Annotated in this window: 18 protein-coding genes and 2 tRNA genes; 15 read left to right on the top strand and 5 right to left on the bottom strand. The window is 64.3% G+C overall.

The genetic code is table 11. The features are described 5' to 3' along the window. Position 1 precedes the first annotated feature (1 nt). Positions 2–1,012: a LacI family DNA-binding transcriptional regulator gene (locus V5740_RS08815; protein ID WP_347304487.1), complete on the bottom strand. Its 1,011-nt coding sequence runs from the start codon at positions 1,010–1,012 to the stop codon at positions 2–4. A gap of 332 nt (positions 1,013–1,344) precedes the next feature. Here V5740_RS08815 and V5740_RS08810 point away from each other — a divergent pair, with 332 nt between their 5' ends. The 14 genes from V5740_RS08810 to V5740_RS08745 all read left to right on the top strand — a co-directional run bounded on the left by V5740_RS08810 (position 1,345) and on the right by V5740_RS08745 (position 18,193). After that, positions 1,345–2,697, top strand: coding sequence for an oligosaccharide MFS transporter (locus V5740_RS08810; RefSeq protein WP_347302113.1), 1,353 nt, complete (start codon positions 1,345–1,347; stop codon positions 2,695–2,697). A gap of 1 nt (position 2,698) precedes the next feature. Beyond that, entirely contained in the window at positions 2,699–3,892 is a 1,194-nt protein-coding gene (locus V5740_RS08805) for a glycoside hydrolase family 88 protein (protein WP_347302112.1), read from the top strand. Between the two features lie 59 nt (positions 3,893–3,951). After that, complete coding sequence (locus V5740_RS08800; protein ID WP_347302111.1) at positions 3,952–5,826, top strand: glycoside hydrolase family 97 catalytic domain-containing protein; 1,875 nt, start codon at positions 3,952–3,954, stop codon at positions 5,824–5,826. Then, the gene (locus V5740_RS08795; protein WP_347302110.1) at positions 5,823–6,707 is read left to right on the top strand and encodes an ROK family protein; all 885 of its coding nucleotides are present in this window, start codon (positions 5,823–5,825) and stop codon (positions 6,705–6,707) included. The genes V5740_RS08800 and V5740_RS08795 overlap by 4 nt, the downstream gene beginning before the upstream one ends. A 14-nt stretch (positions 6,708–6,721) precedes the next feature. Then, positions 6,722–8,509 (top strand): glycoside hydrolase 43 family protein, encoded by a 1,788-nt coding sequence (locus V5740_RS08790; RefSeq protein ID WP_347302109.1) that lies wholly within the window; start codon positions 6,722–6,724, stop codon positions 8,507–8,509. An 18-nt stretch (positions 8,510–8,527) separates the two neighbouring features. Continuing rightward, the gene (locus V5740_RS08785) at positions 8,528–9,994 is read left to right on the top strand and encodes a glycosyl hydrolase family 28 protein (protein ID WP_347302108.1); all 1,467 of its coding nucleotides are present in this window, start codon (positions 8,528–8,530) and stop codon (positions 9,992–9,994) included. Between the two features lie 172 nt (positions 9,995–10,166). Then, a complete protein-coding gene (locus tag V5740_RS08780; protein ID WP_347302107.1) occupies positions 10,167–10,970 on the top strand; it encodes a class I mannose-6-phosphate isomerase in 804 nt (267 codons plus the stop codon). 736 nt (positions 10,971–11,706) lie between these two features. Continuing rightward, positions 11,707–14,433: a TonB-dependent receptor plug domain-containing protein gene (locus V5740_RS08775; RefSeq protein ID WP_347302106.1), complete on the top strand. Its 2,727-nt coding sequence runs from the start codon at positions 11,707–11,709 to the stop codon at positions 14,431–14,433. A gap of 54 nt (positions 14,434–14,487) precedes the next feature. Beyond that, a complete protein-coding gene (locus V5740_RS08770) occupies positions 14,488–15,150 on the top strand; it encodes a putative 2OG-Fe(II) oxygenase (RefSeq protein ID WP_347302105.1) in 663 nt (220 codons plus the stop codon). A gap of 387 nt (positions 15,151–15,537) precedes the next feature. Then, complete coding sequence (locus tag V5740_RS08765) at positions 15,538–15,882, top strand: hypothetical protein (RefSeq protein ID WP_347302104.1); 345 nt, start codon at positions 15,538–15,540, stop codon at positions 15,880–15,882. A 40-nt stretch (positions 15,883–15,922) separates the two neighbouring features. Further along, entirely contained in the window at positions 15,923–16,090 is a 168-nt protein-coding gene (locus tag V5740_RS08760; RefSeq protein ID WP_347304486.1) for a DUF3489 domain-containing protein, read from the top strand. Continuing rightward, positions 16,087–16,497: a DUF2924 domain-containing protein gene (locus tag V5740_RS08755; protein ID WP_347302103.1), complete on the top strand. Its 411-nt coding sequence runs from the start codon at positions 16,087–16,089 to the stop codon at positions 16,495–16,497. The genes V5740_RS08760 and V5740_RS08755 overlap by 4 nt, the downstream gene beginning before the upstream one ends. Further along, entirely contained in the window at positions 16,490–17,017 is a 528-nt protein-coding gene (locus tag V5740_RS08750; protein WP_347302102.1) for a recombinase family protein, read from the top strand. The genes V5740_RS08755 and V5740_RS08750 overlap by 8 nt, the downstream gene beginning before the upstream one ends. Beyond that, complete coding sequence (locus V5740_RS08745; RefSeq protein ID WP_347302101.1) at positions 17,018–18,193, top strand: recombinase family protein; 1,176 nt, start codon at positions 17,018–17,020, stop codon at positions 18,191–18,193. A gap of 251 nt (positions 18,194–18,444) precedes the next feature. On the opposite strand, the gene V5740_RS08740 is transcribed toward V5740_RS08745, so the two are convergent. The 4 genes from V5740_RS08740 to V5740_RS08725 all read right to left on the bottom strand — a co-directional run bounded on the left by V5740_RS08740 (position 18,445) and on the right by V5740_RS08725 (position 20,671). After that, positions 18,445–18,520: transfer RNA gene (locus V5740_RS08740), tRNA-Thr, on the bottom strand. A gap of 20 nt (positions 18,521–18,540) precedes the next feature. Continuing rightward, positions 18,541–18,614, bottom strand: a tRNA-Cys gene (locus tag V5740_RS08735). Between the two features lie 53 nt (positions 18,615–18,667). Then, positions 18,668–19,348: a winged helix-turn-helix domain-containing protein gene (locus tag V5740_RS08730; RefSeq protein WP_347302100.1), complete on the bottom strand. Its 681-nt coding sequence runs from the start codon at positions 19,346–19,348 to the stop codon at positions 18,668–18,670. 123 nt (positions 19,349–19,471) lie between these two features. Beyond that, on the bottom strand, positions 19,472–20,671 hold the full coding sequence (locus V5740_RS08725) for an LL-diaminopimelate aminotransferase (protein ID WP_347302099.1): 1,200 nt from the start codon (positions 20,669–20,671) through the stop codon (positions 19,472–19,474). A gap of 143 nt (positions 20,672–20,814) precedes the next feature. Here V5740_RS08725 and V5740_RS08720 point away from each other — a divergent pair, with 143 nt between their 5' ends. Further along, positions 20,815–22,707 (top strand): alpha/beta fold hydrolase, encoded by a 1,893-nt coding sequence (locus V5740_RS08720; RefSeq protein ID WP_347302098.1) that lies wholly within the window; start codon positions 20,815–20,817, stop codon positions 22,705–22,707. Positions 22,708–22,834: the final 127 nt, after the last annotated feature.

The following is a 22,834-nucleotide window of genomic DNA, read 5'->3' as shown; positions in this document are numbered from 1 at the left end:
ATCAACGCCCCTTCTGGGGCGCAGGGCCGGTCGATTCGCGCAGCTTCAACTCATAGGGCACCACGAGATGCTCATGCGGCGGTAGACCTTCGGACCGACGGTCACGGATCAATCGATCAAGCATTCCGACGGCGGCAGCGGCCATCTCCGCAATCGGCTGGTGTACGGTGGTGAGCTGCGGCCACATCAAAGATGCGATCGGCGTGTCGTCGAAGCCTGCGACGCTGACATCGGCGGGGATGCTGAGGCCGTTACCCAGCGCAACGGCGAGGACGGCCGCTGCCATGTCGTCATTGCTAGCGAAAATCGCAGTGGGACGCTCTTCAAGGGCGAGCAGCGCCGTGGCGGCTTCCAGCCCTGACCGGTAGCTGAAATCACCGCTCATGATCCAATCCGGCCTGGTGGAATAACCGGCTTCCGCCATTGCGGCGCGGAAGCCCTCCTCACGCCGAAGAGCCGGGGAATGCGTGACGTCGCCACGCACGAAGCCGATATGTTTGTGGCCGAGCTGGATCAAAGCTCGCGTCATGGCGCGCGCGCCTTCGAAGTCGTTGATCAGCACGGCCGAGGAGTGCGAGCGTGGATCGGCGGTAGCGAAGCTGAGCGCGTGGACGCGGGCCTGCCACACCAGTTCCAGCGCATCGAGCGAATCGCACAACGGCGGAGGCAGGATGATGCCAGCGACCCCGGCATCGAGCACCTTGCGCACCGCGTCGATCGGGTCGGCATGACCGGCCACTGGCTCGATCAGCAGCTGGTTACCGTCTTCTCCCGCCTGCCGGAAAGCGCCCATGAAGAAGTCGCCCAGGTTTGAAGACCGCGGATTGTTGAACAGGATGCCGAGGCGGTGCGATCCGGAGCGGGCGGCACGCGCCGCGAGGTTCGGCACGTAATGCAGTTCCTTCAGCGCCGCCTCGATCTTGCGCTTCGAATCCGCGCGCACATTCGCGCCGTTGACGAAGCGCGACACGGTCATCGACGATACGCCTGCATGGCGGGCGACGTCATGCACGGTCACCGAAGCCCGCCGGCTGGATGCAGTTCCACCCGTATCCGCTGCACCGTTGGTGCCGTTTCCAGTTGCCACTGCATTCTCCCGGATGGATCGCCAGCGTTCTCTCGATACGCCGAAGGCGGGCGTCGCTTACGCTGCGACCGCGTCTTTGAAGCTGTGATGACGATATCAGTCAATACATACTATCAAAATACGCGGTAACTAGCCAAATTTCGTGGGGAGAGCTGGCCTATCGATGCGCAGGCCACTTGCAAGGTGTCTGGCTGGCTGATATCGATATCGAAACAAGCAAGATTGCTGGCGACGGGCACGCGCTAGGGAGAGAGCATATGGCATTTGTCGGTCAGTCCGGTGCCGCCATCGGAGCGCCTGCTCCGCTCGGCGGCAACGCGGCGAAGCGCAACTACATTCTGCTGAGCGCCTTTCTGTTCCTGTTCTTCTTCGCGCAAGCCGGCGCAATGTCCTTCCTCGCGATCTGGCTGAAGGGACCGATCGGCCTGAGCGGGGCGCAGGTGGGAACCGTGTTTTCGGCGAACTTCATCGCCGCGATGGTCTGTCAGCCGCTTTATGGCTACTTCTCTGACCGGTTCGGCCTCAAGCGCCACGTGCCGCTGTTCCTCGGCATCATGGTGCTGCTGTGCGGCTTCTTCTTTGCCTTCGTTTACGCGCCGCTGCTGCAGGTCAGCGTGCTGCTCGGTGCGGCGGTCGGCGGCCTCTATCTCGGGCTGACTTTCGTCGCGGGCAGTTTCGCGCTGGAGTCCTATGTCGATCGCGTAGGTCGGCGGTATGGTTTCGAGTATAGCCGCGCCCGGTTGTGGGGATCGCTCGGCTTCGCGACCGCCGCCCTGTTCTCTGGCCAGCTCTATAACATCGATCCGCGCATCAACTTCTTCCTGGCTTCTGCCGCTGGCCTGCTGTGCCTGCCGCTGATCCTGGCTGCGCGTATCGCGCCCGATGCCGGCGAGGAAGAAGCGACCGCCACCGTGACGCCGCGCGGCGCGCTGTCGGTGCTGGGCCAGGCGCAATTCTGGCGGTTCATGGTGCTGATCCTGGGCGTGACGAACCTCTACCTCGTGTTCGACCAGCAGTTCCCGGTCTACTTCGCGTCTATGTTCGAGACGCCGGAACGCGGCAACGAGATGTTCGGCTACTTAAATTCGGCGCAGATTTTCGTGGAGGCGGTGATGCTGATCATCGCGCCCTGGGTGGTCATGAAGACCGGCGCCAAGAACGGGTTGATGCTGGCAACGGCGATCATGATCGTACGGATCGGCGGATCGGCGGTGGCTGACGGGCCGCTGGCGATTTCCGTGGTGAAGATGCTCCACTCGCTCGAGCTGCCCGTCCTTATCGTGTCGATCTTCCGCTACATCGCCTACCACTTCGATGCGCGCTTCGCCTCGACCGTTTACCTGGTGGGCGTCAGCTTCGGGCACTCGCTCGGCCTGGCGGTCCTGTCGCCGATCGTCGGCCGTGGGTACGACCTTTTCGGCTACCAGACCACGTACCTGATGATCGCGGGCGGCGCCCTGGTGTTCTGGATCGCATCTTGGTTTGCCCTGTCCCACACCCCCCGTACGGACATGGCGGGGCGTCCCCTGGAGAGCGCCAGGCCAGCAGCCGCGCAGACAAGCGGTGCGCCGCCGCTGACGCCCGAACTCGCGCCGGGGCAGGTGGTCTGACATGCAGCCGAATATCGTTTTCGAACCGCTGCGCGAGCAAGCCCTTTTCGCGCAGCTTCCTATGCCTGCCGCGGAGGGTATCGAGGGCGCGATAGCGCGCGCAATTGCGCGGGTGGGGCGGAGCCTGCCCGACTTCCGGCAGAGCTTTCCCGCGCCCTCGAGCGAAGGCCAGATGTACCCGGCCATGGACAACAGCGAATGGACCAACGGGTTCTGGACGGGGATCCTGTGGCTGAGCTGGCAGCTCACCGGCTCTCAGGATTACCGGACCGCTGCCGAGCTGCAGGTCGCCGACTTCCTCGAACGCGCCCGCCGCGAGGTCAACGTCGCTCACCATGACCTCGGGTTCCTGTACACCCCTTCGGCGTGCGCCGCTTGGCAGCTGACGGGCAGCGAGGCGGGAAGGGTGGCGGGCCTGCTGGCGGCTGACCTGCTGATGCGCCGGTATGACCCGACGACCGGCGTGATCCAGGCATGGGGCGATCTGACCGATCCGGCGGAGTCCGGGCGCATGATCATGGACTGCAATCTCAACCTGCCGCTGCTCTACTGGGCGAGCCGGGAGACGGGCCGGGCGGTCTATCGTCAGGCGGCCGATCGCCACCTGGCGCAGGCCGAGCGTTACCTGGTGCGCCCCGATGGCTCGACCTTTCACACATTTCACATGGATACGCAGACCGGTGCCCCCCTGCGCGGTACGACGCATCAGGGCTTCGCCGACGACAGCTGCTGGTCGCGCGGACAGGCCTGGGGCATCTATGGCTTTACCCTGGGCTACGCGCTGAGCGGGCGGGAGCGGCTTGTGGCGCTGGCCAAGAAGTTGGCCAACTACTTCATCAACCGGTGCGACGAGACGCTGGTCCCCCGCTGGGACCTGATCTTCGATGGCGGAAGCGACGAGCCCTACGACACCTCGGCAGCGGCGGTGGCGGCCTGCGGTCTGCTTGAACTCGTGCGCCACCTGCCGCTCGGCGATCCGCACCGCGATCTGTATGCCAGGATCGCCTGGGCGATGGTGGAGCAGCTGGACCGGGCGCACCTGGCGGCGCTGGATACGTCCAACGGGCTGCTCGCCGACGGCGTGTACCATATGCCCAAACGCATCGGCGTGGGTGAGTGCTGCCTCTGGGGCGATTATTTCTACCTCGAGGCGCTGATCCGCCTGAGGCAAGTGTGGGTGCCGTACTGGCTATGAAACCATCGCGTCGTGATCTCCTCCGCTCTGCCATCATCTCCCTTGGCAGCGCGGCCGCAATGCCGAGCCTGGCACAACTGCCGGGGAGGGCGGCCGAGGCGGTATCGCCTGACGGGCGGGTGGTCGTCAGGCTACACCCGGACGAACCGGCATGGTCGATGCTGTATGACGGGCGGGAGGTGGTGGCGCGCTCGCCCGTCGCACTCCTGCTTCACGACGGTGGCCGGCTGGGTCGGGGGGCGCGGGTGGTGGACACGCAGCTTGAAGACCTGCGCGGCACCTGGACCCCGCCGTTCGGCATCCGCGCCAGTTCGACCGAAGCGTGCGGGCAGCTTACGGTCGAGATGGAGGACGCGGCCCGGCAGATCCGCTTCGCGTTGATCGTGCGGGCCTATGATGCCGGCGGGGCGATCCGGTTCGCCATCCGCTCCGCGGCCGGCGACGCGCTGGAGCTGGCGGGTGAGGAGATCGCGTTCCGGCTGCCGGCGGAGAGCGTGCTGCATTGCAGCCGGGATGAGGGCGTGTTCCAGCGGACCATCCAGACGGGGATCGCACCTGCGCCGCATCCGGACCTCACGCAGAGCTCCGATCCGCTCGGCCTCGCCGACAGTCCGCTGACTGTAGAGCTGCGCAACGGGACTGGTCTGCTGATCTCCGAAAGTGACCGGCTGCATTACCCGCGGACCATGTTCAGGAGCGACGAGGGCGGCGTCGTCACCCGCCTGATGCAATATCCGGGCCGCGCGACAGGCTATTCGGGCCCGGGAGATACTCCGCCGGAAACATCGTTCACGGTCCCGGCGCCGTCGAATACGCCTTGGCGTGTCGTGATCGTTGCCCCTTCGCTGCACAAGCTGATCGAGCGGCAGGACCTGATCCCCACGCTGGCGACGCCCAACCGCCTGGGCGACGTGTCGTGGATCAGGCCCGGGCGCGCCATGCGGATCCGGGACTACACCACTCAGGCCGGGCTGGAGACGATCGACTTCGCCGAGAAGCGCAAGCTCGACCACGTGTTGTGGGATGCGCATTGGTACGGTGACGGCACCGACCCGAGCGATGCTAGCTACGCGATCCCGCAGATCGATATCCGGCGCGTGATCGACTACGCCAAGGGCAAGGGGATCGGCATGATCCTCTACGTCGACCGCGTGCCGGCCATGCGGCAGCTTGAGCAGATCGTCCGCACGTACCAGGAATGGGGCGTGGCCGGGATCAAGTTCGGCTTCATGTGGGAGGGGCGACAGTCGGACGTCGACTTCATCACGAACCTGGTCGAGACCTGCGGCCGGCACCAGCTGATGGTCAACCTGCACGACAATCTGCGCCCTGCCGGCTTGGAGCGGACCCTGCCCAATTACGTCACGCTGGAAGGCGTGCGCGGCAATGAGCAGTTCCCCACCGCCGGGCACAATTGCACGCTGCCGTTCACCCGCATGCTGTCGGGCCCGCTCGACTACACGATCTGCTATGCGCAATCACGGAACAAGACCACCAACGCGCATCAGCTGGCACTGCTGGCGATCTACTACAGTCCGCAGACGCTGCTCTACTGGTACGATAAGCCCGATCGCTACGCCCATCGCGACGACTGGCCGGAGCTCGCCTTCTTCGACGAATGCCCGACGACCTGGGTCGAGACGGTGGCCCTGACGGGCACGATCGGCGAGCATTGCGCGGTCGCCAGGAGGGCAGCCGATGGCCGCTGGTTCGCAGGCGCGATCACCAACGAGCAGGCACGTGACCTGGTGATCGATCTCGGCTTCCTGCAGACCGGGCGCTGGCGGGTGCGGCGCTTCGCCGACGGGCCGGCGGCGGCGCAGATCTGGCAGACGCCGGTGATGCCATCGACCGAGATCGTCGAGGCGGGCGGTTCCATGACACTCAGCCTCGCCGCTTCGGGTGGTCAGGCGCTGATCTTCGAACCGGCATGAGCCTGTTCGCGGCAGTCGAAGCGGGCGGCACCAAGTTCGTCTGTGCGGTCGGAACCGAGCAGGGTTCGATCGAGCAGGCGACCATCCCGACCCGTGACGTTGAAACGACCATGAGCGAGGTAGAGGCCTTCTTCACCGCAGCGAGCGAACGGCACGGGTCGTTCGCGGCGATCGGCATCGGCAGCTTCGGGCCGCTGCAACTTGACCGGCGACTGCCCGGCTATGGCCGGATCACGACAACCCCGAAGCCGGGCTGGAGCGGGGTCGATCTGCCGCATCGGCTCGGCAGCCGGTTCGACGTGCCGGTCGCGATCGACACGGACGTCAACGTCGCAGCCCTAGCCGAAGCGCGACAACGTGATTGCGGCCGATTGGCCTATGTCACTGTGGGAACTGGCATCGGTGTCGGGTTCGCCGTGGCAGGACGCACCTCTGCCGGGTACGGCCATCCCGAGATCGGACATATCCGTGTTCGGCAACCGACCGGCTTGGGTGAGTTCGCCGGAGTATGCCCATACCATGGTGATTGCCTGGAAGGGATCGCCAGCGGCCCGGCCATCCAGGCACGCTGGGGCATAAGCCTGACAGGCCTGCCCTTGGACCATCCGGCCTGGACAGCGCAGGCAAGCGCGCTGGGCGAACTCGCTTCCCTGCTCATCCTTTCCTTGGTGCCGGACGCGGTCGTCTTCGGCGGCGGGGTCATGCAGCAGGAACGCCTGTTTCCGCTGATCCGCGCCGCTGCGGCCAAAAGCCTGGGCGGCTATGTCCCCGACGCGAGTGAAGAAGCCTTGCAGAGCCGCATCCTGCCGCCCGCATGTGCCGAGCCCCCCGGCCTGGTCGGTGCCTTCCTGCTCGCCAGAGCGGCGGCCATGCAGGCCTGAGGAGCAAATTCGCCATGCGCTTCCGCACCATCCTGGGCAGCCTTGCGCTCACCTGCGCCGCCACCCTCCTGCCGTCGGCGGGTGCTGCGATGGCCGACGACTTGCCTTCATGGGTCGCCGATCAGGGCGACGGCACATATGTTAATCCGGTGGTCGGAAGCGACTATTCCGATCCTGACGTCATCCGTGTCGGCGATGATTACTACCTCACCGCCTCCTCCTTCGCCAACGCGCCGGGCTTGCCGATCCTTCATTCGCGCGATCTCGTGAACTGGCGCATCATCGGCCATGCCCTGCCGCGAAATCGGCCGGAGGGTCATTTCACGACGCCGCGCCGCGGCGGCGGCGTGTGGGCGCCTGCCATGGTGCATCATGCGGGCGAGTTCCGCATCTACTGGGCCGATCCAGATTATGGCATCCAGATGGTGCGCGCGGTCGACCCAACAGGTCCGTGGTCGGATCCCATTCTGGTGAGCGACACCAAGGGCGCGATCGACCCCTCACCTTTGTTCGAAGAGGATGGCCGCGCCTGGCTCGTCCATGCCTATGCGCAGAGCCGCGCCGGTTTCCAGAACGTCATCGAGTTGCGCCAGCTGGATTCCGAAGGCACGCGCACCGTTGGCGAGCCTGTCAGGATCATTGCAGCGGACGAATTGCCCGCTCCGGCCACCAGCATCGGCCAGCGCCCTTGGCAGACTACCGAGGGACCGAAGCTGTACAAGCATGACGGTTGGTACTGGATCTTCGCGCCGTCCGGCAGCGTGAAGGGCGGGTGGCAGGGTGTGTTCCGCGCCAGGACCATCGAAGGGCCGTGGGAAGGGCGCAACGTGCTCGACCAAGGGGCGACCGAGATCAACGGGCCGCATCAGGGCAGCTGGGTGCGGACGCCGCAAGGGGAGGACTGGTTCCTCCACTTCCAGGACACGGATAGCTATGGTCGCCGGCTCTATCTTGAGCCGATGAGCTGGCAGGATGGCTGGCCGGTCATCGGCGTGGATCCGGACGGAGACGGGATCGGGCAGCCGGTACTATGCTACCGAAAGCCGCAGGCACCGGCGCAGACCCGGATCACGCCCGAGATTGATGATGAGTTCGACGAGGGTCATAACCTGACCTGGCAATGGCAGGCCAACCCCAATGCCGACTGGCTTTCCGATGATGGGCCTGACGGCTGGCTTCGCCTACGCTCGGCTGCAACCCCACAGAACTTGTGGGATGCGGGCAATCTGCTGTCGCGCAAGCTGCCTGCCGAGCGCTTCCAGGCCACCACCCGGATGCGCTTCAGCCCGCTGAGGAAGGGAGAGCGCGCGGGCTTGGCGGTGTTTGGCATGAACTATGGCTGGATCGGCGCGCGCAAGGAGGGCGAGGCGATCTTGCTGACCCGCGAAACTCGCCGCAATGCGCATCTTCAAGCGCCTGCCGAGATCGTGACGGGACCGGCTGTCCAGCCCGGACAGGACCTGTGGCTGCGCGCTACCCTTGCACCGATCACCGTGGCTGAGCCGGAACCAAGCTTTAGCCCGTGGTGGCCGTCCATGCTCCGCTCGCGTCATGCGAGGGTGGCGATGGAGTACAGCCTTGATGGCGTCACCTTCCATCTGCTTGGGCCTTCGTTCGAAAGCCGCCCGGGCCGCTGGGTAGGGGCGCAACTAGCGATCTTCGCGCAGGCCCCTGCCGGTACGCCGGCGTACTCAGCAACCACGGTGGGCCATGCCGACTTCGACTGGTTCCGCATGGCCGACGTTCCGGCCCAACCCAATGCGCACGATTCGCATGCGGCTTGCGCCGCGCCTTTGCGCTAGCTCAGGGAAGAAGTGATCATGAAGAGCAGGTACCTTGGCATCTTGGCGCCAATCGCTTGTGGCCTGACGACGACGGCTAGCGCGCAGTCCGATAGCGAACTGCGGGTGTACCCGGTGGCGCGGGAACTGCTCTACTCGGCCCATAACGACGCTTACACAGTTCGCGTCCGTCAGCCGGGAGAACCATGGCAGGACCTTTATGAATATAGCGTGCGTGTTGACACCGACACGAAGCAGAACGCCTCTATGGTTTATTTCGACTTTGAAGGAGAGGTCGATGTAGAGGTGCTGGTGAACAATGGCACCTTCACTCAAGTCAGCGTTGCGCCGCTCTCCAGCGAGATCACTCCAGAGCGATTCGGCAATGTGCTGCGGTTCAGACTGACCAAGCCCGAGAGCTTCTCCCTACAGTTCGATGACGATCGCCTCCACAATCTGCACATTCTCGCCGGTTCCTTGCCGGCGGCTCGGCCGGAGGGCGAGAACGTTCGCTACTTCGGACCCGGCCAACACGTGCCGCCGGAAGGAAGCGATACCTTTCCGGTGAACTCGGGCGACACGATCTACATGGAAGGCGGCGCGGTCATGCGCGGGGCCTTCCGCCTGGACAATGTCCGGGACGTGACAATCGCGGGCAGGGGCATGCTATGGGATCCGGGTCAGGCGATCGACTTGGAGCGAGCAGAGAACATCCGGATCAGCGATCTGATCCTCGTGAACTCTGACAGGATGCCGGCGGCGCGGGTCATCAACATTCGCAATTCCGAGAATGTCGAGGTCGCCGACATCACGGGGTTCACGTCCGGAAAGTGGTCCGACGGCATCAACATCTCGACCTCGCGGCATGTCACGGTGGACGGGGGCTATCTTCGTGTGTCCGATGATGCAGTGGTGGTCTACTCGGTCGCAGACTGTCCGCTGTGCCGGGAGCGCGCGGCGCGGACCGGGATCGCGGATCCGAACCCTCCCGGCGACACGTTCGACATCAATGTGCGCGACTTGCGCCTGTGGGTCGATGTGGCGCACGCGCTCTACATCGGCCACTTCGGCGACAATGCAGATCCGCGCACGATCCGAGATGTCACCTTCCAGAACATCGACATCGCGAACCTGGATGAAGACGACCCGGACTGGGAGGGGGCCATGGCTATCTTCTCCGGCGATTCCACTCTGATCCGCAACATCACCTTCAACGACATTCGGGTGGACCGGATTGAGGAAGGCAAGCTGATCAACATCGTGGCGGGCAACAACCAGCGCTACAACAAGGCGCCAGGCCGTGGGATCGATGGCGTGACGATCCGCAACGTGCGCTACACCGGCAAGGGCATGCCGAGCATGTCCATCCTGCGCGGCCTTTCAGATGAGACGGCGGTTCGCAACGTTCTCATCGAAAATCTTGCCATCGACGGAACGCAGGTCCGTACTCCGGAGCAGGCGAATTTGGAGGTCTCGGGCGCGGTGTCCGACCTCATAATCCGCTAACCACATCCGAAGAGCTCATCGTCGTGCCTCGGGTTCCACCCGGAGCTTTCAACGATGATGAGGACTTCGCGGAAATAGCAAGCAACCCGAGAACGCGCGCTCCAGCGCCGACCCGACACCAAGCGGGTTCGAGCACCCAGTACGCGGGATGGGCATACAAGGGACGTTATCGATGCTGCTGCCGACGAAGATGGTCGAGAAGCCCTGGGGCATGGACACGCTGCCCACCCCGTTCGCGGCACCCGACGGCAAGCGCATCGGCGAGATCTGGTTCGAGCCGCCCGAGCAGCTGCCGCAGCTGCTGGTGAAGTACATCTTCGCGAGCGAGAAGCTGTCGATCCAGGTGCATCCCTCCGACACGCAGACGGAGGGCATGGGCCTCGGCAAGCAGGGCAAGGAGGAATGCTGGCTGGTGATCGACGCCGATGAAGGCGCGACGCTGGGCATCGGCTTCAACCACCAGCTGGGGGCGGAGGAACTGCGCGCCGCATCGGAGGATGGCTCGATCGAGCAGCTGATGATCTGGCACCGGGTGAAGCCGGGCGACTTCTTCTACATCCCCGCCAACACCGTCCACGCCATCGGCGGCGGGGTGTCGATCATCGAGATCCAGCAAAACAGCGACATCACCTACCGCCTCTACGATTACGGCCGCCCGCGCGAACTGCACTTGGACGATGGCGTGGCGGTGTCGCAGGCCGGCGTGCACGATCCGGCCAACCGCCGCCACCTGCCGGACAGCGGCGACGTGGCGCTGGTCGATGGCCCGCATTTCCGGCTGGACCGGGTAGATGGTCAGCCCGATGCGGCGACCGCTGCGCGCTATTCAGGCCCGCTGCTGGTCATCCCTCGCGAGGGCGCGGCCATGGTGGAGGGCGAGCAGGTCCAGCCGGGCAGCTGCGCGCTGGCGCCGACAATCGCGGCTGTGCGGTTCGCCGAAGGCAGCAGCTGCCTGATCACACAGCCGATAAAGTAGCGCTAGCGTTTGCACCCTCGCGAGGCGGGAGCTCAAGCGTGAGTGGCCGAGACGCGCAGCAGGGCTTGAGCCGCGAACATGTGCGCACGAGCCGGCTCGCCTATTTCGATTCAATCAGGCGTCTGCCGTGACCTGAATGGACGCCTTATCGCCCGCGCTTCACGCAGAGCGGAGCCCCTCCGGCATGCAGGCCCACGACGCGGATCGCCATCGCACATCCTTGAGCAATGAACTTGAGCGCTGAGAGCTGGAGCCTGGCGTTATCGGTATCATTTGGGCCGCGGCAAACTTTCACAACATGCAAGCGCCTCTCTGTCACGCGATCTGGTTGATCAATGCACCTCTCGCCGCTTTGATGAGCAGTCTGCTTCAGACGTCGAAACGTCGTTTCTCGCTTGCGCTTGGATGCTAATCAGATATCGATACCACAAACGTGAGTCGAAACGTCGAACGCGGTCAATTGCGTCTGCCAACGAGCAGGGTTCAGGAGAGGATTGGGGAAATGATCATGATGCGTCGCTGCGACCTGCTGTCCACTGCCGTGCCGATCGGCAGAGCGGGGTTGCTGCTGATGTCGACCGCGTCTGTTGCAGCGATGGCTGCGTCAGCACAGGCGCAGGAGGCTCCGCAAGCAACCGCACAAACCGCCTCGCCACGCCCGCCCCTCCCACCGCAGGCAGATGTTCCGCCACAGCCCGCTCAGGGGCAAGCGCCCGCTGCGGACGAGAATGCGGTGATGAGCGAGATCATCGTCACCGGCGTGGGCGCCAGCACCGAGGCCCGCGAGGCAAACGTGTCCTATTCCGTCCTCGATGAGGACGACATGTCCAAGTTCACGCCGATCAGCGCAGATGACATGTTGCGCGATATGCCGGGCGTGGTGGTCGAGAGCAATGACGGTGTCGCCCGCAATGAAGTCTTTACGCGTGGCATGACGATCGGCACCGGTGCCAACACCTCCGGCTATTTCTGGACCACTATTCTTGAGGACGGCCTACCGGTGGTGCCCTTCAAGTTCAGCGGCTTTCAGGACGGCTATTTCTATCGCGCGGATATCTCCACAGATCGGGTCGAATCCGTCCGTGGTGGGTCGTCCGCCACTGCGGTGACCACATCGATCGGAGCCACGTTCAATTATCTCACTGGTCGGGTCGAGCCGGGCGGGGCGGTCCAGGCCAGGATCGGATTCGAGGGCGAGGACCTGCACCTATCTTGGCGGCAGCTCGACGCCCGGCTGGGCTTCGTCAACGAGGCAGGGGACGCCGGCATCGGGGTCAGCGGTTTCTATCGCACCTCCAACGGGCAGGTCGATCCCGGTTACAATCTGAACAAGGGCGGCCAGTTCCGGATCAACGCCTTCCACGATTATACGGCCGGGAACGGTAGCGGGACGCTGAGCCTGTCGTTCAAGCACCTGGACGACACCAACGCCGAACTGACCACCTTCCAGCAGCCGGCCTATGGCTACGAGGGCGGCGGGGAAATCCCCGGCTTCCCGCGTGATGTGAACCTGTTCATGATCGACGGGAAGCAGACCGTCCCGAACTTCTTTAGCCCCGGCACGCATGAGCTCGATCCCACGGACGGCTACCGCTACCGCCAGGATGCCGCATGGCTGCGCTGGGATCATGCGACGGACAATGGCTGGTCCTTCGGTGCGACAATGCGGGCCCAGAAGTCGCGCTATCGCGGTCAGTCGTATAAGCCGCAGGCGCTCCAATCGCTTGGCTCGGCCGGCGCCACGCGCGAGCGGTTCGGCCTGAACGTCAACAACCTGGACCGCACCCCCGGATATTACGAGTTTTACGGCCCGGATGGCGGCCTGGTCGCGCGGGTCGCCAACAACGTTGCCGGTTCACAGCTCGGCACCAATTACCGGACCGGCAGTGCATGTCCGCGGGTGACCGCGACAACGTTCCAGAACAGCAGCCTGTGTCTCGTCGCGAACACGCTGCCCAACCGGGATGTCGATGTCCGGGGCGGGCTGGTGACCGCCACGATCCCCAGTGCGGACGGCTCCTTTAACTCCGGCATCGTCCCGAACGCGACCTCGACCAGCGATTTGGTGCTGCTGACCCGATCGGAAGACAATTACCGGTCGTCACAGGACTACATGGCCAATTTCACCGCCAATTACCGGTCGGACAATTTCGGCGTGAACGGCGGCGTGTACCTGGCCCATTCGCGGCAGGTGAATGACAACTGGGCAAACGGGCTTGGCGTGGCGCCATGGGCCGATGGGCAGGTGCGCAACCTCGACGTCCGCTACGTCACCGCAACGGGGACGACTTACCAGCTCACCGGTGAAGGTGGTTGGGGCAGCTATGGCAGCGGCCTGTTCACGACCGTGCGGCAACGGGCGCGGATCATGGAGGTGTCGCCCTATGCGGGCGTGTTCTGGGCGCCCATTCCCCTCCTCGATTTCAATGCGAGCATCAAGTACCAGCACGTCAGCGCCGAAACGTCCTCCGACACTTACGACACCAGGAACCCGGGTGCAGGCTCGCTGGCAAACGGCGGCCTCGATGGCAATCCGCTGACCGTCTACGACAATCTGTATCCGGTGCTTGCCGCGAACAAGTCCATCCAGGCAAGCCGCAGCGTGAACAATTTCAACTATAGCGTCTCCGCCGGCCTGAACTTCAGCGAGCGGCACAAGATCTACGTGCGCTACACCGACGGCAAGCAGCCGGCGGCAGGCATCATCAATCGCTATTCGACCGAAGCGACGCTCGCGCGGCCGCTCGGCCCGACCGCTTACGTGAAGGGGTACGAGATTTCGTATACTTTTGCGGAGCCGTGGATCAACGGCGCGGTCACCTACTTCAAGCAGGACTTCGCGGTGAATGATTACCCGACCGCGATCGACCGGGACAACGTATCCGTCTATCTGCTGCCCGACAACTTCAACACCTATTACACTCGCGGCGTCGAGGCATGGGCCAAGGTCCGGGTCCAGAGCTGGCTCGACTGGAGTCCGTCGGTCACTTATCTGAACGGCCGCACGGTCGAGACCTACAACTGGCTGAACACCGGCGCCAATGGCCTCGGCCCGGATGACGACGTGTTGCGGATCGATTCCGGGATCCTGGCCCGATCGCCGAAATGGACCATCAGCAACGTGCTGTCATTGCGCGCTGGAGACTTCCGCTTCAATGCGCGCCACCGGTTCATGGACCGGCGCAAGCTGAACGCGAATACGCTGGATACAAGATACCTGCCGGAACAGGACAATTTGGACCTATCGGTCCAGTTCCTCGGCCTCGAGAACACGCTGATCACGCTCGATGTGCGCAACGTCATGGATACCCAATACATCTCCGCCTACGATCCGGTGATCAGCCGCGATCTGCCGGCAAATGTGCAGCTCTACGACGTGGTGGCGCAGCTTCCGGAATCGGCTTTTCTGCTGAAGCGGAACGCTCCACGATCCTTCTGGCTCACGGTGCGGCGGGACTTCTGATGCGGCCGAAGCCGGTGATTCCATGCGCCCGTTCACATTATCGCGGGTCATCGCATGAGTGCTGATCACGACATGCGCATCGTGGCGCCGTTCAGCCCATCCATCCTCAAGGCGCGCATGAGCGATGAACTGGTGGAGACGCTGAACGCGCACGCTGATGCGATCAGGAGCGATCCCGACGAGGTCAGGCGGCGGGATTGGTCCCGCAACCTGGCCGGCGTGGTCAGCTCCGAGTTGCAGATCACCGACTTGGTCAAGGATGCCAGCGTCATCTCAGACTTCATCCATGACCTAGCTCGGACCTTCACCTATCGTTGCGAGAACGCCCTGCTGCATTTCAGCGAATACAAGCATACCGACGAACTGAAGAACACCAGGCTTTCGATCGAGATCAAGGAAGCCTGGATCAACGACATGGTGGCCGGAGATTACAATCCCGTCCACTATCATCAGGGCTGTGTGTTTAGCAGCGTCGGCTTCCTCGCTCTGCCGGAGGATTATCCGGCCGAGTTTGAGGCAGACAAGGCGCGCCAGAATACAGCGGGCTGCCTTCAGTTCATCGACAGCAGAACGGCAGTGGGTGTCCGCAACCTCTTCACCGTTAAGCCTGCGGTCGGAGACTTCTACCTATGGCCATCATGGATGCTGCACTGTGTCTACCCGTTCCGGTCTTCAGGTATCCGACGCTCAGTGGCCATCAACATCGCGTTGCGTTAGATGCAAGCCTCAGCACCACTTTCTCTTGAGACCTCATGGCGATTGCGCCGGCAACCGGGTGGTAAGTCGGCTGCAACGCAAATGATTGGCCGCTTGGCGTCATGCACGGTCGCGATGAACAAATTACCGCTTTAGGACAGCGACAAAGCTGCGCTAAGTAACCGGTATGAGGTCTTGCTGTTGAGCAGCGACCGGGCGGAGCTTGCGAATGACCAGCTGACTCGGGCGAGGCGGATAAATCCATTCGACTTCACGACTAATCGGAGCATTGGTGTTCGGGAGCACGCGACCCAAATCAATGGGCAGCGGCAAGCCTCGATCAGCCTGGCTGACGGGGCTGTGGATGGTGAGGGCAGCGCTGGTGCTGCTCGCACCAGGAGAGTACCCGTGCCCAAGCTCACCGATATGCAAGCCATTCTGCTCTCGACCGCTTCACAGCGCGACGACGGTAGCCTTCTGCCCCCGCCCGAGACGATCGGCGCCGTGACGCCCCGGATTCGCAAAGCTGTCGAGATGCTGATCAAGCGGGCGCTCGCTGCCGAGATCGAGGTAACTGCAACAGATCGCGCATGGCGCAGCGAGGGCGACCAGCACTGGGGTGTGACCATAACGGATGCCGGCGGAGCCGCAATCGGCATTGAGCCGATGGGCGCCGTCGAAGACAAGGCCATCCTTGAAGCGGTCAACGACGCGCCAGCTGCGACCAACACGCGTCCCTACCACGCCGCCTGAGCAGAAGCCGGCAACAACCAAGGCGGCGCTGGTGCTTGCGATGCTCCGCCGCGACGAAGGCGCCACGCTAACGGAGCTGATCGGCGCGACTGGCTGGCTGCCTCACACTACCCGAGCTGCGCTGACCGGCCTACGCAAGAAGGGCCACGATATCGCCAAGAGCACCCGCGACGAGGTGACCTGCTACTCGCTGGCCGGCGCGGCGTGACGTTGCGGCTCGAAGCGCAACTCGCAGGACTGGCGATCCTGCTGCCCGCCGACCTCCGCACTGAGTGGGAGCGCCTGCATGGCGCTCCCGCACCTCGCCTCTCGCCCGAGCTGATGCGCATGGGTCTTGCTTATGCCCTGCAGGTGAAAGCCAGCGGCAAATTGCCAGCACGATACGCCCGCCAACTGGACCGTGTCGGGAAAGGCAAGGCGGCCGCCGCTCCGATCCTCACGCCCGGTACCCAGCTGGTGCGCAGCTGGAATGGACGCACGATCAGCGTCGCAGTGGTGCCGGGCGGCTATGAGTGGGAAGGGACCGTCTATCGCTCCCTCACCGCAATCGCTCGCATTGTGACCGGCGCTGCATGGTCGGGTCCGCGCTTTTTCGGACTGACCGGGCGTGGCTAAGCGCAGCACTCTGGCGAGCGGCGCAACCGCGCCCGCAATGGCGCAGCGGCAGCTTCGCTGCGCGGTGTACACGCGCAAGTCGAGCGAGGAAGGGCTTGAGCAGGAGTTCAACAGCCTGGATGCGCAAGGAGAGGCCTGCTCCGCCTACATCGCCAGTCAACGTCATGAGGGCTGGATCAGGATCAAGGACTGCTACGATGATGGCGGCTTCTCCGGTGGCAATATGGAGCGGCCCGGGCTCAAGCGGCTGCTGGCGGATGTCGCCGCCGGGAAGGTCGACGTCATCGTCGTCTACAAGGTCGACCGGCTGACCCGCAGCCTCGCCGACTTCGCCAGGATCGTCGACGTGCTCGATGCCCGAGAAGCCAGCTTCGTGTCAGTGACCCAGTCGCTCAACACGACCACCAGCATGGGGCGACTGACGCTCAACGTGCTCCTCTCCTTCGCCCAGTTCGAGCGCGAGGTCACCGGGGAGCGTATCCGCGACAAGATCGCCGCGTCGAAGAAGAAGGGCATGTGAATGGGCGGTCCGGTGCCGCTCGGCTACCGGGTCGTGGAACGCAAGCTCATCATCGACGAGGCCGAGGCTGCTACGGTACGGCACATCTTCACCCGCTATGCGGTGCTCGGCAGCGGGCGGGCGCTGATCGAAGAGTTGCGGGCGGATGGCTACCGCACGCGCCAGCGTACCGCGCGTGACCGTACGGTCGGCGGTGTCCCATTCCAGCGTGGCTCGCTGTTCGCCCTGCTGACTAACCCGATCTATGCCGGTCAGATTGCCTGCAAGGATGAGGTGCATGCGGGTGAGCACCAAGCGATCGTTGCTCCTGCACTCTGGCAAGCTGTCCAGCAGCAGATCGCAGCCAAGCGGGTGGCGCGCCACAGCTCGAACAATGTTCGTTCCACTAGCCTGCTGGCTGGCGTCCTGTTCGATCCGCTCGACCGGCGCATGACGCCCAGCCACACCCGGAAGGGCAGCAAGCGCTATCGCTACTATGTCACCCATGCCTCTCAGCTGCGCGAGGGAGAGCCCGCTGCTTATCGGCTGCCGGCAACAGACATCGAAGATGCGGTTGCACACAGCCTGGGCGATTGGCTGACGAACGCCCGGCGAGTTCGGCAGGCGCTCGCGACGACGGATGCCACCGAGATTGCAGGTGCCATCGCGGCAGCGACGCGAGGGGCAGAGATGATGCAGACCAGCTATGGTCGGCGCGCTGTAATCGAAGGTCTGGTTGACCGCGTCCGCCTGGACGATGACGCCATTCGCGTGTCGCTCCACCGTCAAGCGCTGGCCGCTCGTCTCGAAGTCGCCATTTCTGAGGATGCTGATCTGCAGCTCGTGAGTGCGGCTGCAAAGATGTGTCAGGGCACGGCCACGAAGCTGGTACTTGCCGAGGCGAGTAATCGATCATGCATTGTGGACGACAAGCTCGTACGGTTGCTGGCCGAGGCGCGCGCAGCGCAGCGCATGGTCGCCACCGCCAGTGAGCAGTCAATCGAGCAGATCGCCGCGGCAAGCCAGCAATGCCGTAAGCGCTTCGCCAGACTGCTTCGGCTTGCCTGGCTCGCTCCAAGCATCGTCGCCGACATCTGCGAAGGACGGCACCCGCCCACGCTTACGCCCCGTGTGTTGCTCGAGACCAACCTTCCGCTGAGCTGGGATAGCCAGCGCGCAGCGCTGCGCTTCGCCTAGTTGCCTTTGGTCAGCGCTACACGACCGCTCAGCTGCTGGCGTTCTTCTTCATTTGCAAGAGCGACCGGGCAGAGTGTGGGGTCAGTGAAATCCGGCGCTGGGACGCTAGCGGCTCACATGCCGAATGAGCAGCGGTCTGCGCGTCTCGAGACCACATAACCAGGAACCTGACCTATGGAATGGCGCAGAACTGCGCCATTCTCGCCCACTCCGCGGCGCCTGCAAATTCCAGCCCGGAAAGAGCGAGAGAGTGGTGCCGCTTACGTGACTCGAACACGTGACCCCATCATTACGAATGATGTGCTCTACCAACTGAGCTAAAGCGGCGTCCCCGGTGCGGAGGGGTATGGAGGCCCGAGCCGGAATCGAACCGGCGTAAACGGATTTGCAGTCCGGTGCGTAACCACTCCGCCATCGGGCCGGAGTGGCGCGCAAGTAGCGAAGCCCGCGGCCAAGCGCAACGGGCATTCGGTGTCAGATCGCGACAAGCCGTTCCGGTGTCTCAGGACCGTGCGCCGCGGGAGTGAGAACGGGGACGATGTGCGCGTCCAGCCGGTACCCGCCGCTGGTGGCGGTGCGCACCAGATCGCCGCAGCCCGCCAGTGCCAGCTTGCCGCGAAGGCGCGAGACGTGGACCTCAACGCTGTTGGTCTCCGGCTCGTGATGGATGCGCCAGACATCCTGCAGCAGGGTGCGGCGGGTGACCGCCTTGCCGGGTTCGTCCGCCAGTCGCCACAGGACGCCGAACTCGCGCGGGTGCAGGCCAAGCCAGGTACTGCCGCGGCGCGCATCTCGGTGCAGCAGGTCCAGCAGCAGCGGGCCGACATGTCTGGCGCGGGGCAGCGTGGTACGGGCCGCCTGCACCCGGCGCACGCGGGTGGCGAGTTCGGCAAGGCCGATCGTGCTGCCCAGCACCTCCGCACAGCCGCGGGCGAGGAGTTTCGCCCGGCTGGTGCTGCAGGTGATGCCCAGCACAACCAGACGGGTGCCACAGAACGGGCCGGGCAACTGGGAAAGCAGACTGTCCGTCAGGCCGCGAGCGTCCAGCAGCAGCGGGTGGGCGCACGGCCGGTCGATCCCGCCTTCATGGGTGCACAATTCCCACCCGCATCGTCGCAGGTCCCAGTCCGGCGGCAGGCCGCCACTTTCCGTCATCCAACAGAACCGGTCCACAGCACGCCCCTTGGTTGCCAACGCGACAAGGGTGACAGCGCACCGGATCGCCGGTTCGCGGCTGGGCAGCCGCGAACCTGAGCCTGTCCCCGTGTGTCGGCGGGGTCAGGCGGCGGAGCTGTTCACCCCCATGCTCTGCAGATAACGCCGGATGTTGCGCGCGGCCTGCCGCAAACGCTGTTCGTTTTCCACCAGACCAATGCGGACGAAGCCTTCGCCGTCCTCACCGTAGCCAACCCCCGGCGCGACCGCGACCCCGGCATGGGTCAGCAATTGCTTGGCAAATTCCATGGAGCCCAGATGTCGCAGTGCGGGCGGCAGCGGGGCCCAGGCGAACATGGACGCGGGCGGGGCGGGAATTTCCCAGCCGGCGCGACCGAAGCTCTCCACCAGCACGTCGCGCCGCTTGTGGTAGAGCAGGCGGTTGTTTTCGACGATGTCCTGCGGCCCGTTCAGCGCAGCGCAGGCGGCGGCCTGCAGCGGGGTGAAGGCGCCATAGTCGATATACGACTTCACGCGGGTGAGCGCGGCGATCAGCGTCTTGTTGCCAACCGCGAAGCCGATCCGCCAACCGGCCATGGAGAAGGTCTTGGACAGGCTGGTGAACTCCACCGCCACATCCTTAGCCCCGGGTACCTGCAAAATGGAGGGTGTGGGCTGGCCGTTGTAATACAGTTCCGAATAGGCAAGGTCCGACAGGACCCACACCTGGTTCTCCTTCGCCCATTCGACCAGCCGGGCATAGAAGGCGAGATCGACGATCTCCGACGTGGGATTGGAGGGGTAGTTCACCACCAGCACCGTAGGGCGCGGACTGGTAAAGCGCATCGCCTTGTCCAACGCATCCCAATACCGTTCGTCGGGAGTGGTCGGCACCGCACGGATGGTGGCACCCGCGATGATGAACCCGAAGGTGTGGATCGGGTAGGACGGGTTGGGTGCCAGAATCGTGTCACCGGGTGCGGTGATCGCAGTGGCGAGACTGGCAAGGCCTTCCTTGGACCCGAGCGTCACCACGACCTCGCTGTCCGGATCGAGTTCCACCCCGAAGCGACGCTGGTAGTAGTTCGCCTGTGCGCGGCGGAGACCCGGAATGCCCTTGGACTGGGAATAGCCATGGGCGTCTGGCTTCTGCGCGACCTCGCACAGCTTGTCGATCACGTGCTGCGGCGGAGGCAGATCGGGATTTCCCATGCCGAGGTCGATGATGTCCTGCCCTTCCGCCCGCGCGGCTGCCCGCATCGCGTTCACTTCGGCGATGACATAGGGCGGCAGTCGCTTGATGCGGTAGAATTCGGTGTCCATGGCCTCGTGCAATTTGCTGACGGCGCCGGGGCGGTGCGCGCAATATGGTTACCCCTGCGACTCATTTGCCGGAAGGCAACCGCACACGCAATGCGCTTGGCGTGCCGGGACCCCGTGCTATGCCGGGGGCAAAGGAGAGATTGATGGCGCACGACCTGCCGCGGGATGCGGGCGAGCTGATGACGCAGATGCTGCAGGCACAGGCGGAGCTGGCCCGTCAGGCATTGCAGACGCTGGTGCCGGATGCAGCGGACCCCGTGCCCGGCAGCGCGGCGATCGCGGAATGGAGCGCGGCCGTGCAGCAATTGCAGGAGCAATGGGCGCGCTTTCTGGAACAGCAGCGCCCCTTGGCGGCGCTAGGCTCCGCGCCCGGCCTCGGGACGGATGCGGTGCCCGTGCCATTGTTCGCCGATCCGGCCCGTTGGCTGCAGCTCGTGCGTGAATGGGCACGGGCGCTGCCGTTCCTGACGGCTGAGCGGCAGCAGCGGTTGACGGAACAATTGGCTGCCCTGTGGGACGATCTCGCCCGACAGTTCCAGGCCGCGGCGGATGAAGGGGCGTCGGTGCGTTTGCCACGCAAGGACCGCCGCTTCGCCGCCACTGAATGGCGCGAACAGCCGGCCTTCGCCATCCTGCACCAATCCTACCTGCTGTTGGGCGAGTTCCTGCTGGAGGCAGTCGACGAGGCGGAGGGAATGGGAGAAGGCGAGCGCGAATCACTGCGTTTCGCCACCCGTGCGATGCTCGATGCGCTGAGCCCGGCGAACTTCCCCATGACCAACCCGCAGGTGCTGGCCCGCACGATGGAAACGGGCGGCGAGAACCTGCGCCGCGGCATGGAGCGCTTGGCCGCCGACTTGGAGCGTGGGCAGCTGACCCATGTGGACAGCACCGCGTTTCGCCTGGGCGAGACGATCGCGGCAACGCCCGGCCATGTGGTGCATGAGACCGAACTGTACCAGCTGATCCAGTATTCACCCACCACCGACGAGGTGCTGGCGGCGCCGCTGGTGATCTTCCCGCCGTGGATCAATCGGTTCTACATCCTGGATCTGAACCCCAAGAAGAGCTTCGTGCGCTGGGCCGTGGCGCAGGGCCTGACCGTATTCATGGTCAGTTGGCGATCCGCCGACGAGAGTCTGACTCATGTGGAGTGGGATCATTATATCCGTGCCCAGATCGAGGTGATCGAGCATGTGCGTGCTCGCCTGGGCGTGCCGGCGGTCCATGCGCTGGGTTATTGCGTGGCCGGAACCACCCTGGCGGCGACGCTGGCGGTGTTGGCCCGGCGGGGCGAGAGCGACCGGGTCGCCAGCGCGACGTTTCTGACCGCGCAGGTCGACTTCGAAGTCGCCGGTGAACTGAAGCTGTTCGTTGACGAAACGCAGATGGAGGTCATCCGGCAGGCGAGCAAGGCCGGGTACATGGACGGGCGATACCTTGCGGCGACGTTCAACCTGCTGCGCGGGCCGGATCTGATCTGGAACACGGTCGTGAACCACTACCTGTTGGGAGAGGATTACCCGACCTTCGACCTGCTGCACTGGAACGGTGACGTCACGAACCTGCCCGCATTGTGGCATGAGGCATATCTGCGCGACCTCTACCGCGACAATCTGCTGGTGGTGGCGGACCGATTGCAGGCGGATGGCACACCCATCGACCTGTCACGCATCGCGACCCCGATCTACGTTCAGGCCGGGCGCGAGGATCATATCGCCCCGCCGGCAAGCGTGTTCCGGATGCTTGGGCACGTCACCGGGCCGACGCGATTCGTTCTGGCCGGCAGCGGTCACATCGCCGGGGTGGTGAACCCGCCGGAGGCAGCCAAGTACCAGTTCTGGGTCGATGGCCCGGTTGCGGGCACGCTGGACGATTTCGTCGCGGGCGCAAGCGAGCAGCCCGGAAGCTGGTGGGGCGACTGGATGGGCTGGTTGACCGCGATCGCACCTGAGCTGGTGGAAGTCTCCGATCAGCGTGATTCGACAGTGGGTGCGCTGGAGCCGGCGCCCGGTCGGTATGTCGGTTTGCGGTGAAATCTGGTGCGCCCGAGTAGGCTGTAAACGTTTGCAAGTTGCTTAGCATCGTAACAACGTGTTGCAGCGCACAATAACGTTGACATAAGCTGGTAAAGAGTTATTTGTGCAGTGCAGCATCAAGCTG

The sequence above is a fragment of the Croceibacterium sp. TMG7-5b_MA50 genome (genome assembly GCF_039830145.1).
Lineage (GTDB): Bacteria > Pseudomonadota > Alphaproteobacteria > Sphingomonadales > Sphingomonadaceae > Croceibacterium.
The sequence above is the reverse complement of the archived record's forward strand: the minus strand, read 5'-3'. Positions and strand labels throughout refer to the sequence as shown.

What these genes read in the sequence shown, in the direction of transcription:
- V5740_RS08790 (WP_347302109.1), top strand. Translation starts at nt 6,722, where the DNA reads ATGCGCTTCCGCACCATCCTGGGCAGCCTTGCGCTCACCTGCGCCGCC.
- V5740_RS08795 (WP_347302110.1), top strand. Translation starts at nt 5,823, where the DNA reads ATGAGCCTGTTCGCGGCAGTCGAAGCGGGCGGCACCAAGTTCGTCTGT.
- V5740_RS08760 (WP_347304486.1), top strand. Translation starts at nt 15,923, where the DNA reads ATGCTCCGCCGCGACGAAGGCGCCACGCTAACGGAGCTGATCGGCGCG.
- V5740_RS08770 (WP_347302105.1), top strand. Translation starts at nt 14,488, where the DNA reads ATGAGTGCTGATCACGACATGCGCATCGTGGCGCCGTTCAGCCCATCC.
- V5740_RS08780 (WP_347302107.1), top strand. Translation starts at nt 10,167, where the DNA reads ATGCTGCTGCCGACGAAGATGGTCGAGAAGCCCTGGGGCATGGACACG.
- V5740_RS08745 (WP_347302101.1), top strand. Translation starts at nt 17,018, where the DNA reads ATGGGCGGTCCGGTGCCGCTCGGCTACCGGGTCGTGGAACGCAAGCTC.
- V5740_RS08725 (WP_347302099.1), bottom strand. Translation starts at nt 20,671, where the DNA reads ATGGACACCGAATTCTACCGCATCAAGCGACTGCCGCCCTATGTCATC.
- V5740_RS08775 (WP_347302106.1), top strand. Translation starts at nt 11,707, where the DNA reads ATGAGCGAGATCATCGTCACCGGCGTGGGCGCCAGCACCGAGGCCCGC.
- V5740_RS08730 (WP_347302100.1), bottom strand. Translation starts at nt 19,348, where the DNA reads ATGACGGAAAGTGGCGGCCTGCCGCCGGACTGGGACCTGCGACGATGC.
- V5740_RS08785 (WP_347302108.1), top strand. Translation starts at nt 8,528, where the DNA reads ATGAAGAGCAGGTACCTTGGCATCTTGGCGCCAATCGCTTGTGGCCTG.
- V5740_RS08800 (WP_347302111.1), top strand. Translation starts at nt 3,952, where the DNA reads ATGCCGAGCCTGGCACAACTGCCGGGGAGGGCGGCCGAGGCGGTATCG.
- V5740_RS08720 (WP_347302098.1), top strand. Translation starts at nt 20,815, where the DNA reads ATGGCGCACGACCTGCCGCGGGATGCGGGCGAGCTGATGACGCAGATG.
- V5740_RS08810 (WP_347302113.1), top strand. Translation starts at nt 1,345, where the DNA reads ATGGCATTTGTCGGTCAGTCCGGTGCCGCCATCGGAGCGCCTGCTCCG.
- V5740_RS08805 (WP_347302112.1), top strand. Translation starts at nt 2,699, where the DNA reads ATGCAGCCGAATATCGTTTTCGAACCGCTGCGCGAGCAAGCCCTTTTC.